This is a genomic window from Aeromonas sp. QDB63, assembly GCF_027707425.1.
Taxonomy (GTDB): Bacteria; Pseudomonadota; Gammaproteobacteria; order Enterobacterales; family Aeromonadaceae; genus Aeromonas; species Aeromonas caviae.
Window position 1 is genome coordinate 222,625 of record NZ_JAPCIS010000002.1, and the last position, 14,082, is coordinate 236,706.

Consider the following 14,082-nt stretch of genomic DNA (forward strand, 5'->3'; position numbering starts at 1 on the left):
CATGAAAAATGAGTGGATTAGATACGAGTGGTCAGAGCAGCTCCGCGACCTTGATGATCTCGGCAATGCGACCGAGCATGCGCAGGGAAGCCTGGTGTTCTGCGGCATCCGCCGCCGCGCAGGCATCTTCCAGGATGGTGATGGCGTAGTCCCGATCGTGGCCATCTCGCACCGCCCCCTGAATGGCCCAGCTGGTGCTCACGCCGCACACATAGAGATGCTCGATGCGATTGGCCCGTAGCGCAGGCTCCAGCGCCGTGCCGTAGAAGGGGCTGACTCTGGGTTTGGTCAGCACCAGATCCCCGGGTTGCACATCGAGTTCCGGGTGAAAGTCGGTGCCGCTGTCGGCCAGGGAGAGGGCCCCGAACTGCCGGGCACGGCCAAACATGGGGGAGCCCTTGGGTTGCAGCAGATAGCCCTCGTCAAACCCCACCTTGATGAGCACCACCAGCCAGCCGTGAGCGCGGGCATGGGCCAGCGCCTGATTGGCGTGCGCAATGGCGTCCTGCTCGAGCACCTGGGCCGCCGAGGCGGCAATGCGCCCGTCCGGGTGGGCGATCTCGTTGATGAAATCGATCACCAGCAATGCCTTGTTCATGGTGTACTCCCCCCTTGCCTGAGGCCGTTTTGCCCCTGCGCCGCCTGGATCACTCCTCGCGGCCATATAAAAAACCGGCTGGCACCATCACACGGATTGATATGCCACCCGATTGGCACCTGGCAGTGCCACGCACTGCCTCATACCAGCCCAAGCGCATAGCGTAGCGCCATCTCCTTGAGGGGGCCCGCCTTGTCCGCCAGATTCAGCGCCAGGTTGCGGGCAAGCCTGAGGGGGCCTATCTCGTTGCTGAAGACCCCGTAGAAGAGATCCATCCCCGACTGCATCAGCAGGTTGTCAGGGCGGCGTCGCCCCTCGTAACGCCCGGCCAGCGCCAGCTCGTGCCACTGCGCCCCCGCCTTGCCGAGCAACCCGGCCCAGCAGGCCACGTCCTTGAAACCGAGGTTCACCCCCTGCCCCGCCAGCGGATTGATGGTGTGGGCCGCATCCCCGAGCAGCACCACTCGCCCGGCGTGATAGTCGTTGGCGTGGCGGCGCACCAGGGGGAAGCTCCCCTTGTCCGTCACGGTGAAACCGCCAAGGCGGCTCGGGAAGTGGCGGCGCACCTCGACGGCCAGGGCCTCGTTGCTCATGGCGGCCAGCGCCCGGATGCGGGCCGGGCTGTCATACCAGACCAGGGAGCCATGGCGGCCCGGCAGCGGCAGGAAGGCGCGCGGGCCGCTCGGGGTGAACTGCTGCCAGGTGATGTCTTCCTGGGCAAAATCGGTGTCGATGTTGATCAGCATGCAGTGCTGGCGGTACTCGAAACGCGACACCCCGATACCGGCCAATCGCCGGGTGTGGGATTCGGCACCATCGCAGGCCAGCACCCAGCGCGCCTGCAGCTCGGTGCCGTCATCCAGGGTCAGCACGGCGTCATCCGCACCCTGGCGCAGGCTCGTCACCGCCGCCGGGGTATGGGCCTGGATGGTCGGGAAATCCTCCATCCTTTTCAGGAGCGCGAGCTGGATCAGCCGGTTCTCGATGATGTAGCCGAGCTGGGGCAGCCCGAGATCCACCGCGTCGAAGCGGGTAGCGAAGCCGTCCAGCTCCCAGGTCTCCAGCCGGCGATAGGGGCACAGCCGCATCTGATGCAGATATTGCCAGGCACCGGCCCGGGTCAGCAGCGCCACCGAGGCCTGACTGATGGCGGAAACCCGCAGATCCAGCGGCTGCTCGGGGGCATAGGGCTCGGGCAACCGGGTCTCGATGACCCGCACCGAGAGCCCCTCTGCCGCCAGCAGGCAGGCGGTAGCGGCGCCCACCATGCCGGCGCCGACGATGGCGATATCACACTGTTCCATAACTTGATTCCTGCAAGGAGTCCCCGCGATAAGGGGCAAGGGCCGAACCGAATGGGGCATGATAACGCAAGGAGGCGGCAGAAACAGTGAGGGGGATGCGCAATTGCCGACGACAAGCCGGCCCTGATGGCGACGGGCGGCCCCAGACTGGTCAGCACCGGGATTGCGGAGTAAAATGGCCGGTCCTTTGACCCTGCCGATTTCAAAACCAGTCACGAGAAGCAATGAGCAAGAAACTTCATATCAAGACCTGGGGCTGCCAGATGAACGAGTACGACTCGTCCAAGATGGCGGACCTGCTGGATGCCAGCAATGGCTACACGCTTACCGAGGAGCCGGAAGAGGCAGATGTGCTGCTGCTCAACACCTGTTCCATCCGCGAGAAGGCCCAGGAGAAGGTGTTCCACCAGCTCGGTCGCTGGAAGAAGCTCAAGGCGAAAAAACCGGGGCTGGTGATCGGGGTGGGCGGCTGCGTCGCCTCCCAGGAAGGGGAGAACCTGCGCAGCCGGGCGCCCTATGTGGACATCGTCTTCGGACCCCAGACCCTGCACCGCCTGCCGACCATGATCAAGCAGGTGCAGGAGGGGCGCGGTGCCCAGGTGGACATCGCCTTCCCCGAGATCGAGAAGTTCGACAACCTGCCCGAACCCCGTGCCGAGGGGGCGACCGCCTTCGTTTCCATCATGGAAGGCTGCTCCAAGTACTGCTCCTTCTGCGTGGTGCCCTACACCCGTGGCGAGGAGGTGAGCCGGCCGCTGGATGACGTGCTCTATGAAATCGCCCAGCTCGCCCAGCAAGGGGTGCGCGAAGTGAACCTGCTCGGCCAGAACGTCAACGCCTACCGGGGGCCGACCTTCGACGGGGAGGTCTGCACCTTCGCCGAACTGCTGCGCCTGGTGGCTGCCATCGACGGCATCGACCGCATTCGCTACACCACCAGCCACCCGGTCGAGTTCACCGACGACATCATCGAGGTCTATCGTGATACCCCCGAGGTGGTCAGCTTCCTGCACTTGCCCATCCAGAGCGGCTCGGATCGCATCCTGACCATGATGAAGCGCCCGCACACCGTGCTGGAGTACAAGTCCAAGATCCGCCGCCTGCGCGCCGTGCGTCCCGACATCACCATGAGCTCCGACTTCATCGTCGGCTTCCCGAACGAGACGGACGAAGACTTCGAGGCCACCATGAAACTCATCGAGGAGATCAACTTCGACATGAGCTTCAGCTTCATCTACAGCCCGCGCCCCGGCACCCCGGCCGCAGACCTGCCCGATGACGTCGACATGGAAGTGAAGAAGGCCCGCCTGACTCGACTGCAAAACCGCATCAATCACCAGTCCATGCTCATCGGCCGCGCCATGCTGGGCTCGGTGCAGCGCATCCTGGTGGAGGGGCCCTCCAAGATGGATCCCATGCAGCTCAGTGGCCGCACCGAGAACAACCGGGTGGTCAACTTCGAGGGGCCGCACCGCCTCATCGGCGGCTTCGCCGACGTGGAGATCACCGACGTACGCCCCTACTCCCTGCGCGGCCGCTTCATCCGCGGCGAGGACGAAATGAACCTGCGCATCGCCACGGCCCCGAGCGAGATCCTCGCCCGTCGTCCTGACAACGTGCCCGATGATCTGGGCGTTGCGGCCTTCAGACCCCATTGATGACTCTCTGCCCCGCCCCCTGGCGGGGGAACAACCGATAAGAGGACACCTTGAGCCGACACATCTCCACCCTGAATCTGCACCTTGAACCCGCCGACAACCAGCGCCTCGCCAGCCTGTGCGGACCCTTTGACGACAACCTCAAGCAGCTGGAGCGACGTCTCGGCATCGAGATAAGCTACCGGGACAACCACTTCCAAGTGATCGGCAAGCAGGCCCAGGTGGAGGCGGCTGCCGTCATCCTCAAGCACCTCTATGTGGAAACCCGGCCCCTCAAGGGGAGCAAGGTGAGCGACATCACCCCCGAGATGGTGCACCTGGCGGTGCAGGAGTCCCGCGTGCTGGAGCAGGACGACGAACCCGCCCCTTCCCTGCCGTATGGCAAGGAGGTCACGGTCAAGACCAAGCGCGGTCTCATCAAGCCCCGCAGCCCGAACCAAGCCCAGTACATCGCCAATATCGTGCGCCACGACATCAGCTTCGGCATCGGGCCCGCCGGGACCGGCAAGACCTATCTCGCCGTGGCCGCCGCCGTGGATGCCCTGGAGCGCCAGGAGATCCGCCGCATCCTGCTGACCCGCCCGGCGGTGGAAGCCGGTGAGAAGCTCGGCTTCCTGCCCGGCGATCTTTCCCAGAAGGTGGACCCCTACCTGCGCCCCCTCTACGACGCCCTGTTCGAGATGCTGGGCTTCGAGCGGGTGGAGAAGCTGATGGAGCGCAACGTCATCGAGGTGGCGCCGCTTGCCTACATGCGCGGCCGCACCCTCAACGACGCCTTCATCATCCTGGACGAGGCCCAGAACACCACCACGGAACAGATGAAGATGTTCCTGACCCGCATCGGCTTCAACTCCAAGGCGGTGGTGACCGGCGACATCACCCAGGTGGACTTGCCCCGCAGCACCAAATCCGGTCTGCGCCACGCCCTGGAGGTGTTGCAGGGGGTCGATGGCCTCTCCTTCAACTTCTTCGAGTCCAAGGACGTGGTGCGCCACCCCGTGGTGGCCCGCATCGTGCAGGCCTACGAGGCATTCGATGCCCAGCAGGCGGCCGAGAAGAGCGCAGCCACTCCCCGCAACGAGAACACCAGCAAAGAGAGTGCCCAATGAGCGTGACCCTGGATCTGCAACTGGCCTGCGCCAGCCCGGACGGCCTGCCGACCGAGGCCCAGCTGCAAGGCTGGCTCGACGGCACCATTCTGGGCTTCCAGCCCGAGGCCGAGGTGACGGTGCGCCTGGTGGACGAGGCGGAGAGCCGCGAGCTCAACCACACCTATCGCGGCAAGGACAAGCCCACCAACGTGCTCTCCTTCCCCTTCGAGGCGCCGCCGGGTCTCGAGCTGCCCCTGCTCGGGGATCTGGTGATCTGCCGCCAGGTGGTCGAGGCCGAAGCCGTCGAACAGGGCAAGCCCCTGATGGCCCACTGGGCTCACATGGTTGTGCATGGCAGTCTGCATCTGCTAGGTTATGACCATATCGAGGACGAGGAAGCCGAGGAGATGGAGCAGCTCGAGCGCGACATCATGCAGGAACTGGGCTTCGCCGATCCTTATCTGAACGACGAAGAGTAACGAACCGGATGGTCATCGTCTTGAAACAGCCGATGCCCATCCTCATATAGCCACAACAATTTCAAGTGTGTTCATACGAGTAACCAAGAGAGAAAATGACCGACGATCACCCTAGTACCGGCTCGCCGAAGAAAACCTGGCTCGACAAACTCAGCCAACTCTTCCAGGGCGAGCCAAAAGACCGCAACGATCTGGTAGAGGTCATCGCCGATGCCGAAGAGCGGGACCTCATCGATCAGGACACCAAGGACATGATCGAGGGCGTGCTCGAAATTGCCGAGCTGCGCGTGCGTGACATCATGATCCCCCGCTCCCAGATGGTGACCATCGAGAAGTCCCAGCCGGTGGACGAGTTCCTGCCGGTCATCATCGAATCCGGCCACTCCCGCTTCCCGGTGATCAACGAAGACAAGGATCACGTGGAGGGCATCTTGCTCGCCAAGGATCTGCTGCCGTTCGGGTTTGGCGGCCAGCATGCCAGCGAGCCGCTCCAGCTGGAGAAGATCCTGCGTCCCACGGTGATCGTGCCGGAGAGCAAGCGGGTCGATCGCCTGCTCAAGGAGTTCCGGGAAGAGCGCTACCACATGGCCATCGTGGTGGACGAATTTGGCGGTGTCTCTGGTCTCGTGACCATCGAGGACATTCTGGAGCTCATCGTCGGCGAGATTGACGACGAGTTCGACGACATCGAGGACGAGCCGGAAGAGATCCGCCGCATCAGCAAGCGGGTCTTCTCGGTGAGCGCGCTGACCGAGATCGAGGACTTCAACGACTTCTTCGGCACCCAGTTCAGCGATGAAGAGGTGGACACCGTCGGCGGTCTGGTGATGCACGCCTTCAGCCACCTGCCCAAGAAGGGTGAAGAGATCGAACTCGACGGCTACCTGTTCAAGGTGATGCACGCCGATCGCCGTCGCCTGCAACAGTTGCAGGTGAAGATCCCCGAGCATCATGCGGCGGCGCAGCCGGAGTCCTGATCCCGCCCAGCACCACGCACATCCCGCGCCCCTCTCGTCAGGGGCGCTTTTTTTGCCTCTCTCCCGCCGCGCGACCGCCCCTGGACCCACGCCGACCGCGAGGCTCGCCGTTGACCCGGTTTGCGGTTAAGATGTCGGCCATTGTGTTTCCATTCAGTCCAATTCGAGCCCCGATCCCCCGTGAAATCGAAACTCCTGACCAGCCTGTTTGCCATTGCCAGCGGCGCCATCGCCGTGTTGGCCTTCTCCCCTTTCGGCTACTGGCCCCTGGTGATCCCCTCCCTGCTCGGCCTTTACGCCCTGCTGGACAAGGCCACCCCCAAACAGGCAGCCTGGCGCGGCTTCGGCTACGCCATGGGTCTGTTCCTGCCCGGGCAGTGGTGGATCCACGTCAGCATGACGGAGTTTGGCGGCATTCCGCTGCCGGCCGCCTTCGTGCTGCTGGCCGGGCTCTGCGCCTATCTCTCCCTCTACCCGACCCTGGCTTGCTGGCTCTTCGCCCGCTTCTTTGTCGGCCGCCACTGGAGCCGCTGGCTGCTCGCCTTCCCGGCGCTCTGGCTGATGGCCGACTGGCTGCGGGGCTGGGTGATGACAGGCTACCCCTGGCTCTGGTTCGGCTACACCCAGATAGACGGCCCCCTCAAGGGCTTCGCTCCCCTTCTCGGGGTGCAGGGCATCACCCTCGCCCTGCTGCTCACCGCCTCCGCCCTCTGGCTGGTATGGCAGCACCGCAAGCCGGCCTGGCTGCTGCTCCCCGTCGCCCTGGTGGGTGCCGCCCAGGGGCTGATGCAGCTCAACTGGGTGACCCGGGGTGAGCCGGTCAAGGTCGCGCTGGTGCAGGGCAACATCGAGCAGTCCCTCAAGTGGGATCCGGAGGCCCTGGTGCCGACCGTGCGCAAGTATCAGGATCTCAGCCGCGAGAACCAGGATGCCGACATCATCGTCTGGCCGGAGTCCGCCATCCCGGCCATCGAGAAGGAGATGGGTACCTATCTGGAGAGCCTGGACAAGGCGATGAAGGTGAACGACACCGGCCTGCTGGCAGGGATCATCCATTACGATCTGAAACAGCAGCGCTTCTTCAATACCGTGCTCGGCATGGGGGTACAGGATGCTGAGGGCAAGGAGTCCTACTACTACGAGCACAAGAACCGCTACTACAAGTACCACCTGCTGCCCATCGGCGAGTTCGTGCCCTTTGAAGATCTGCTGCGTCCCATCGCCCCCTTCTTCAACCTGCCCATGTCCTCCTTCAGCCGGGGTGACGAGGTGCAGCCGAACCTGATCGCCAAGGGGCTCAAGTTTGCCGCCGCCATCTGCTACGAGATCATCTTCCCGGACGAGGTGCGCCGCAACGTGCAGCCGGATACCGACTTTCTGCTGACCGTCTCCAACGACGCCTGGTTCGGCACCAGCATCGGCCCCTGGCAGCACATGGAGATCGCCCGCATGCGCGCCCTCGAGCTGGCCCGCCCGCTGCTGCGCGACACCAACACTGGCATCACCATCGTCACCGAGATAGACGGCAGCATCATCGCCCAGATCCCGCAGTTCGAGGCTGGAGTATTGCGTGCCGAGGTACGCCCCGCCCACGGCCAGACCCCCTATCTGCGTTTTGGCAGCTGGCCCATGTATGGCCTGGCCGCCGCCCTGCTGGGGCTGGCCCTGTGGCTGCGCCCCCGTGCCCACCCCTGGGCACGCAAGGGCTAAGACCACACAACGCCGATAAAAAAAGAGGCGCCCTTGGGCGCCTCTTTTTATGGTTTGGCTTATGGCTTGGCACAGTCTGGCGGCTCAAGGAGACAGCGGCTCACGGTGATACTCATCGGCCCCGCACTCGGGGCAGGTGCCAAGCTGCTCCGGGTGCAGCACGGTATGGCGCCACTCGCAGTGATCGCACACCAGCACCCCGAGTCCCACCCAGTCCCCCGCCCGGTAGACCCCCTTGTGTTCCAGCTCGTCCGCCAACTCCTGCCACTCCACCTGGGTGCGGTCGGTCACGTCTGCCAGCCAGGACCAGGCGGTGTCCTTGAGCGCCAGCATGAAGGCGGACTCCTCCACCTGCTCATCCTTGCGCCCCTCGTCATAGTTGCCCAGATCCCGCTTCACATACTCGGCGATCAGCGCCAGCTCGTCCTGGGTCAGATCCCCGGCCGCCTCCAGATAGGCCTGCACCTTGGCGATCATCCGGTTGAGGCGCTCTCCCTGAAACGCTTCCGTCTCTTCCCACTGCTTCTTGAGCTGGGCGATAAAGGCTTCATACCCTTGTCGACGTTTGTCCATGGCCATCACTCCTCTGCTGAATCCCGATCGAGCCAGACCCTGACCTCGGGCTCGGCGGATACGGGCGGCGGTTGCCATTCTCACTTCGTTGCGACTCTCGCGGCTCTTGCGGCTCTGCAAATCCTCGCAGGTACCAGACCTGGCCCGAGACCAGGCGGATGCTGGCGGTTGTTGCCGCCGCAGGATATGGGTATTCTATCGGGATTTCCCAGCCGTTTTATCTATTCATTTCACAGATCCGGATGTCACCAATGCAAGAGCAATACGTTCCCCAATCCATAGAACCAGCAGTGCAGAAGCACTGGGATGCCAAGAAAACCTTCAAGGCGGTGGAGAAAGTAGACAAGGAAAAGTTCTACTGCCTCTCCATGTTCCCCTATCCGTCTGGTCGTCTACACATGGGGCACGTTCGCAACTACACCATAGGTGATGTGATCTCCCGTTATCAACGGCTCAATGGCAAGAACGTGCTGCAACCCATCGGTTGGGACGCCTTCGGCCTGCCGGCAGAAAACGCCGCCATCAAGAACAACACGGCGCCGGCCCCCTGGACCTACGAAAACATCGAATACATGAAGAACCAGCTGAAGATGCTGGGTCTGGGTTATGACTGGGATCGGGAGCTGGCCACCTGCAAGCCGGACTACTACCGCTGGGAGCAGTGGTTCTTCACCAAGCTCTACGAGAAGGGTCTGGTCTACAAGAAGACCTCCTCCGTCAACTGGTGCCCGAACGACATGACGGTGCTGGCCAACGAGCAGGTAGTGGACAACTGCTGCTGGCGCTGTGACACCCCGGTGGAACAGAAAGAGATCCCCCAGTGGTTCATCAAGATCACCGACTACGCCGAAGAGCTGTTGAACGACATCGACAATCTGGAAGGCTGGCCGGAGATGGTCAAGACCATGCAGCGCAACTGGATTGGCCGCTCCGAAGGGGTCAACATCAGCTTCAATATCGACGGTCAGGCCGAGCACCTCGAGGTCTACACCACCCGTCCGGACACCTTCATGGGTGTGACCTATGTGGGCATCGCCGCCGGTCACCCGCTGGCGCTGCAAGCAGCCCAGAACAATCCGGAGCTGGCCGCCTTCATCGAAGAGTGCAAGAACACCAAGGTGGCAGAAGCTGAACTGGCCACCATGGAGAAGAAGGGCATGGCCACCGGCCTCTACGCCATTCACCCGCTGGATGGCCGCAAGGTGCCGGTCTGGGTCGCCAACTTCGTGCTGATGAACTACGGCACCGGCGCCGTGATGGCGGTACCGGGTCACGACCTGCGTGACCACGAATTCGCCACCAAATATGGCCTCGAGATCAAGCCGGTCATCAAGCCGGTTGATGGTGACGTCGACGTGAGCGAAGCGGCTTATACCGAGAAGGGCGTGCTGTTCAACTCCGGCGAATTCGACGGTCTCGACTTCCAGGGTGCCTTCGATGCCATCGCCAACAAGCTGGAAGGGCTCGGCAAGGGCAAGCGCACCGTCAACTACCGTCTGCGCGACTGGGGTGTCTCCCGTCAGCGCTACTGGGGCGCTCCCATCCCCATGCTGACCCTGGCGGATGGTACTGTGGTGCCGACCCCGGAAGATCAACTGCCGGTACTGCTGCCGGAAGACGTGGTGATGGATGGTATCCAGAGCCCCATCAAGGCCGATGCCGAGTGGGCAAAGACCACTTACAACGGCCAGGAAGCGTTCCGCGAGACCGATACCTTCGACACCTTCATGGAGTCCTCCTGGTACTACGCCCGCTACTGCTCCCCTGACTACGACAAGGGCATGCTGGATCCGGCGGCTGCCAACCACTGGCTGCCGGTGGATCAATACATCGGCGGCATCGAGCACGCCTGTATGCACCTGCTCTATGCCCGCTTCTTCCACAAGCTGCTGCGTGATGCGGGCCTGGTGAACAGCGACGAGCCGTTCAAGCGCCTGCTCTGCCAGGGCATGGTGCTGGCTGACGCCTTCTACTACAAGGATGAGAAGGGCGGCAACGTCTGGGTCAGCCCCCTCGACGTCAAGGTGGAACGTGATGACAAGGGCCGCATCACCAAGGCGGTCGACCTCGAAGGTCGTGAAGTGATCCACTCCGGCATGACCAAGATGTCCAAGTCCAAGAACAACGGCATCGACCCGCAGCTGATGGTGGAGCGTTACGGCGCCGATACCGTCCGTCTGTTCATGATGTTCGCCTCTCCGGCCGAGATGACCCTGGAGTGGTCCGACTCCGGCGTGGAAGGTGCCCAGCGCTTCCTGCGTCGCCTGTGGCGCATCACCTTCGAGCACGTATCCGGTGGCGCCGTTGCCGCACTGGACGTCGCCGCCCTCACCAGCGACCAGAAAGCCGTGCGCCGCGAGCTGCACAAGACCATCGCCAAGGTGAGCGACGACGTGGGTCGCCGTCAGACCTTCAACACCGCCATCGCCGCCATCATGGAGCTGATGAACAACCTGGCCAAACTGGGCAGTGACGCTCAGGATCGCGCCCTGATGCAGGAAGCGCTGGAAGCGGTCGTGGTCATGCTCTACCCCATCACCCCGCACATCGGCTTCGAGCTGTGGAAAATGCTGGGCAAGGAAGGGGACATCGATGTCGCGGCCTGGCCGGTGGCTGACGAAGCGGCCATGGTCGAGACCGAGAAGCTGGTGGTGGTGCAGATCAACGGCAAGATGCGCGGCAAGCTGACCGTGCCGGCCGAGATAAGCCAGGCCGACGTCGAGAAGCTGGCCATGGCCGATGCGTCCGTACAGAAGTTCACCGACGGTCTGACCGTGCGCAAAGTCGTGTACGTGCCGGGCAAGCTGCTCAACATCGTGGCCAACTGATGACGCCTCCCCTGGCGGCGGCCGACAGTCTGGCCGCCAGGGGCTGACGACACACGGATGATGACGGCGGGCCCTGCGCCCGCCGCTCTTCCCTTCATGCAAAGAGGATTTTTTATGGGCACCATCTTCACGCGCTGGATGGCCATCGTGCTGGCAGGACTGTTGCTGCAGGCCTGCGGTTTTCAGATGCGGGGCACCGCCATTCCCCCCGAACTGATGACCATGAAAGTGGTCGGTGACAACAAGAGCGACTTCTACCGACTGGTCACCACCCGTCTCAAGGCCGCTGGCGTGCAGCTCGCCGACAAGGAGGGCATCCCGGTGCTGACCCTGGCCGGGGTACGTAGCCGCAGCCAGGTCGCCTCCGTCGACTCCATCGGCCAAGACCGCGAATACCTGCTGAGTTACAGCACCCAGTTCACCGTGGTCATGCCGGGCAAACCGACCCAGGTCTTCCCCATCACCTTCAACCGCAGCTTCCTGAACAAGCCGGATGCGGCACTCGCCTCCTCCCGCGAGCAGGAGCAGCTGGGCAAGGAGATGCAGGAGCAGGCCGCCAACCTGGTTATTCGCCAGCTCAGTCAGGTCAAGTTCTGATGCGCGTATCTTGATGAGAGGGTGTTGATGAGAGTCTATCCCGAGCAGTTTGCGGATCATCTCAAGGCAGGGCTCAAGCCCTGCTATCTCATTTTTGGGGACGAGCCCCTGCTCAAACTGGAAGCTGTCGACGCCGTGCGTCAGGTGGCACGCAAACAGGGCTTCGATGAGCGCCACAGCTTCGTGGTGGAACAGGGGCTGGACTGGAACCAGGTCTACGATGCCTGCCAGGCCATGAGCCTGTTCTCGGCCCGCCAGATCATCGAGCTGGAGCTGCCCGCCAAGATCGACAAGGATCTCGCCGCCCGCATCAGCGACATTGGCAAGCAGCTCCACCCCGACCTGCTGCTGGTGCTCTCGGGCCCCCGCCTCAACCAGACCCAGATGAAGGCGGCCTGGTTCGACAAGCTGAGCCAGAGCGGCACCTATGTGCCGGTCAACCACCCCGAGCCCCGCTTCTTCCCGCGCTGGATGAGCGCCCGCTTTCAGCGCTTCGGCCTCAAGGCACTGCCGGATGCGGTCAACTTCATGTGCCACGCCTACGAGGGCAACCTGCTGGCCGCGAGCCAGGAGATCGAGAAGCTGACCCTGCTCTCGCCGCCCCAGCCCATCAGCGTCGCCTATCTGCAGGAGACCATCATCCGCCACGCCCACTTCACCCCCTTCCAGCTCGTCGATACCCTGCTGGAAGGAAAGGTGAACCGGGCCCAGCGCATCCTGCTGGCCCTGCGCGCCGAAGGTACCGAACCCGGCATGCTGGCCTGGACCCTGTGCCGCGAACTGGAGCAGCTCACCGAGCTGGCGCTGGCCGCCCGCGCCGGACAGCCTCTGGTGGAACATTTCAGCCGCCTGCGCATCTGGCAGAGCCGTCAGCAGCTCATCCAGCAGGCGCTGACCCGGCTTCCCTTCCCCAAGATCCGGCAACTCTGGCAACTGATGGCCCAGCTGGACCATGCCCAGCGCCATTTCGACACCGAGCAGGCCTGGCTGATGCTGCAAACCATCGCCCTCGGCTTTCGTGACGGTACCCCGCTCCCCCTGCTGGAGACGGAATCATGCTGACACCGCCCATCGGGATCCTCGGCGGCACCTTCGATCCCATTCACATCGGCCACCTGAGGCCCGCCATCGAGGCGCGGGGCGCCCTGGGTCTGGCCGAGGTGCGCCTGCTCCCGAACCATATCCCGCCCCACCGGGCCAATCCGCTCTGCTCCAGCGAGCAGCGACTCGCCATGGTCCGGCTCGCTGCGGCGGACAACCCGGGATTCGTGGTGGATGAGCGGGAGCTCAGGCGCGACACTCCCTCCTGGACCATCGACACCCTTGTCGAGTTGAGGAGCGAGCTGCCGGACACCCCGCTCTGCTTTTTGATGGGGATGGATTCCCTGCTCGGCCTGCCGAGCTGGCACCGCTGGCAGGAGCTGCTCGATTACGCCCACCTGGTGGTGAGCTGCCGCCCAGGCTGGCAACCGGATTATCCCGTCCAGGTGGCCGAGCTGCTGGCCCGCCACCAGACCCGGGACATTCGGGCTCTCCATCGCCAGCGCCACGGTCATGTCTGGCTTTGTGACAACCTGCCCGTCGAGCTGTCGGCCACACGCCTGCGTGCCCTGCTCGCGGCAGGCCAGGATCCCAAATACCTGCTGCCCAACCCGGTCGCCGACTATATCCGGCGCCACGGGCTCTACCGCTCATCGGCAACGCAGTAAACGGCGCCACGCAGGCGGATCAGCCGACACGTCCGGGCGCACCGGGCCCGGCCCTGACTATTGCCAGGCCGGGTTGCACACTATAGTGATCGTCAAGGGGCCCCTCCCCCACGGGACGGCTCCCCGGGCGATGCTCCCTTTGCCAGGCTGGGAAACGGGAGTGACCATGATATAATCCGCCGCCCTCTGGCGCCGGAAGATAGGAGAAGACATTGCAAGGCCAAGAATTGCTCGCCTTTATCGTCGACAAGATCGATGACATGAAAGGCCGCGACATCATCACCCTCGATGTGCGCGGCAAATCCAGCATCACGGACACCATGATCATCTGCTCCGGCAACTCCAATCGTCACGTCAGTGCCATCGCCCACAACCTCGCCAGCGAGGCCCGTCATGCGGGGCTCGACCTGCTGAGCGTGGAAGGGGAACTCACCGGCGAGTGGGTGCTGGTGGACATGGGGTCGGTCATCGTCCACGTGATGCAGGATGAGTACCGCGACTTCTACCAGCTGGAAAAACTCTGGAGCGGCGCCGCCCAGGTCAATTCGCAATAAAGGG

Annotated in this window: 13 protein-coding genes; 10 read left to right on the forward strand and 3 right to left on the reverse strand. The window is 63.4% G+C overall.

Features of this window, described 5'->3' with window-relative positions; translation table 11 throughout:
- Nucleotides 1-31: 31 nt before the first annotated feature.
- Nucleotides 32-598, reverse strand: coding sequence for a cysteine hydrolase family protein (locus PG879_RS02555; RefSeq protein ID WP_270829667.1), 567 nt, complete (start codon nt 596-598; stop codon nt 32-34).
- Between the two features lie 140 nt (nt 599-738).
- Nucleotides 739-1,902 carry an FAD-dependent monooxygenase gene (locus PG879_RS02560; RefSeq protein WP_270829668.1) on the reverse strand — a complete coding sequence of 388 codons (1,164 nt, stop codon included), beginning with the start codon at nt 1,900-1,902 and terminating at the stop codon, nt 739-741.
- Between the two features lie 224 nt (nt 1,903-2,126).
- Between PG879_RS02560 and miaB the strand changes: the two genes are divergently transcribed.
- The 5 genes from miaB (at nt 2,127) to lnt (ending at nt 7,817) form a co-directional block, all read left to right on the forward strand.
- Nucleotides 2,127-3,560 carry a tRNA (N6-isopentenyl adenosine(37)-C2)-methylthiotransferase MiaB gene (miaB, locus tag PG879_RS02565; RefSeq protein ID WP_010673772.1) on the forward strand — a complete coding sequence of 478 codons (1,434 nt, stop codon included), beginning with the start codon at nt 2,127-2,129 and terminating at the stop codon, nt 3,558-3,560.
- Nucleotides 3,561-3,610: 50 nt separating this feature from the next.
- The gene (locus PG879_RS02570) at nt 3,611-4,669 is read left to right on the forward strand and encodes a PhoH family protein (protein WP_270829669.1); all 1,059 of its coding nucleotides are present in this window, start codon (nt 3,611-3,613) and stop codon (nt 4,667-4,669) included.
- On the forward strand, nt 4,666-5,130 hold the full coding sequence (ybeY, locus tag PG879_RS02575) for an rRNA maturation RNase YbeY (RefSeq protein WP_039041101.1): 465 nt from the start codon (nt 4,666-4,668) through the stop codon (nt 5,128-5,130). Before PG879_RS02570 ends, ybeY begins: the two co-directional genes overlap by 4 nt.
- A 95-nt stretch (nt 5,131-5,225) precedes the next feature.
- A complete protein-coding gene (gene corC / locus PG879_RS02580; RefSeq protein WP_010673769.1) occupies nt 5,226-6,107 on the forward strand; it encodes a CNNM family magnesium/cobalt transport protein CorC in 882 nt (293 codons plus the stop codon).
- 180 nt (nt 6,108-6,287) lie between these two features.
- Nucleotides 6,288-7,817, forward strand: a complete 1,530-nt coding sequence (gene lnt / locus PG879_RS02585) for an apolipoprotein N-acyltransferase (RefSeq protein ID WP_160837071.1) — start codon at nt 6,288-6,290, stop codon at nt 7,815-7,817.
- Between the two features lie 84 nt (nt 7,818-7,901).
- Here the strand turns inward: lnt and PG879_RS02590 are convergent, their stop codons facing one another.
- Nucleotides 7,902-8,390 (reverse strand): zinc ribbon-containing protein, encoded by a 489-nt coding sequence (locus PG879_RS02590; protein ID WP_041215952.1) that lies wholly within the window; start codon nt 8,388-8,390, stop codon nt 7,902-7,904.
- 251 nt (nt 8,391-8,641) lie between these two features.
- Here PG879_RS02590 and leuS point away from each other — a divergent pair, with 251 nt between their 5' ends.
- The 5 genes from leuS (at nt 8,642) to rsfS (ending at nt 14,078) form a co-directional block, all read left to right on the forward strand.
- Nucleotides 8,642-11,218, forward strand: a complete 2,577-nt coding sequence (leuS, locus tag PG879_RS02595) for a leucine--tRNA ligase (RefSeq protein ID WP_039041103.1) — start codon at nt 8,642-8,644, stop codon at nt 11,216-11,218.
- Between the two features lie 114 nt (nt 11,219-11,332).
- Nucleotides 11,333-11,815 (forward strand): LPS-assembly lipoprotein LptE, encoded by a 483-nt coding sequence (locus tag PG879_RS02600; protein WP_010673765.1) that lies wholly within the window; start codon nt 11,333-11,335, stop codon nt 11,813-11,815.
- 27 nt (nt 11,816-11,842) lie between these two features.
- On the forward strand, nt 11,843-12,877 hold the full coding sequence (gene holA, locus PG879_RS02605) for a DNA polymerase III subunit delta (protein WP_010673764.1): 1,035 nt from the start codon (nt 11,843-11,845) through the stop codon (nt 12,875-12,877).
- Nucleotides 12,871-13,524, forward strand: a complete 654-nt coding sequence (gene nadD, locus PG879_RS02610; RefSeq protein ID WP_270829675.1) for a nicotinate-nucleotide adenylyltransferase — start codon at nt 12,871-12,873, stop codon at nt 13,522-13,524. Before holA ends, nadD begins: the two co-directional genes overlap by 7 nt.
- 212 nt (nt 13,525-13,736) lie before the next feature.
- Nucleotides 13,737-14,078, forward strand: a complete 342-nt coding sequence (rsfS, locus tag PG879_RS02615; protein ID WP_010673762.1) for a ribosome silencing factor — start codon at nt 13,737-13,739, stop codon at nt 14,076-14,078.
- The last annotated feature ends 4 nt before the right edge of the window (nt 14,079-14,082 follow it).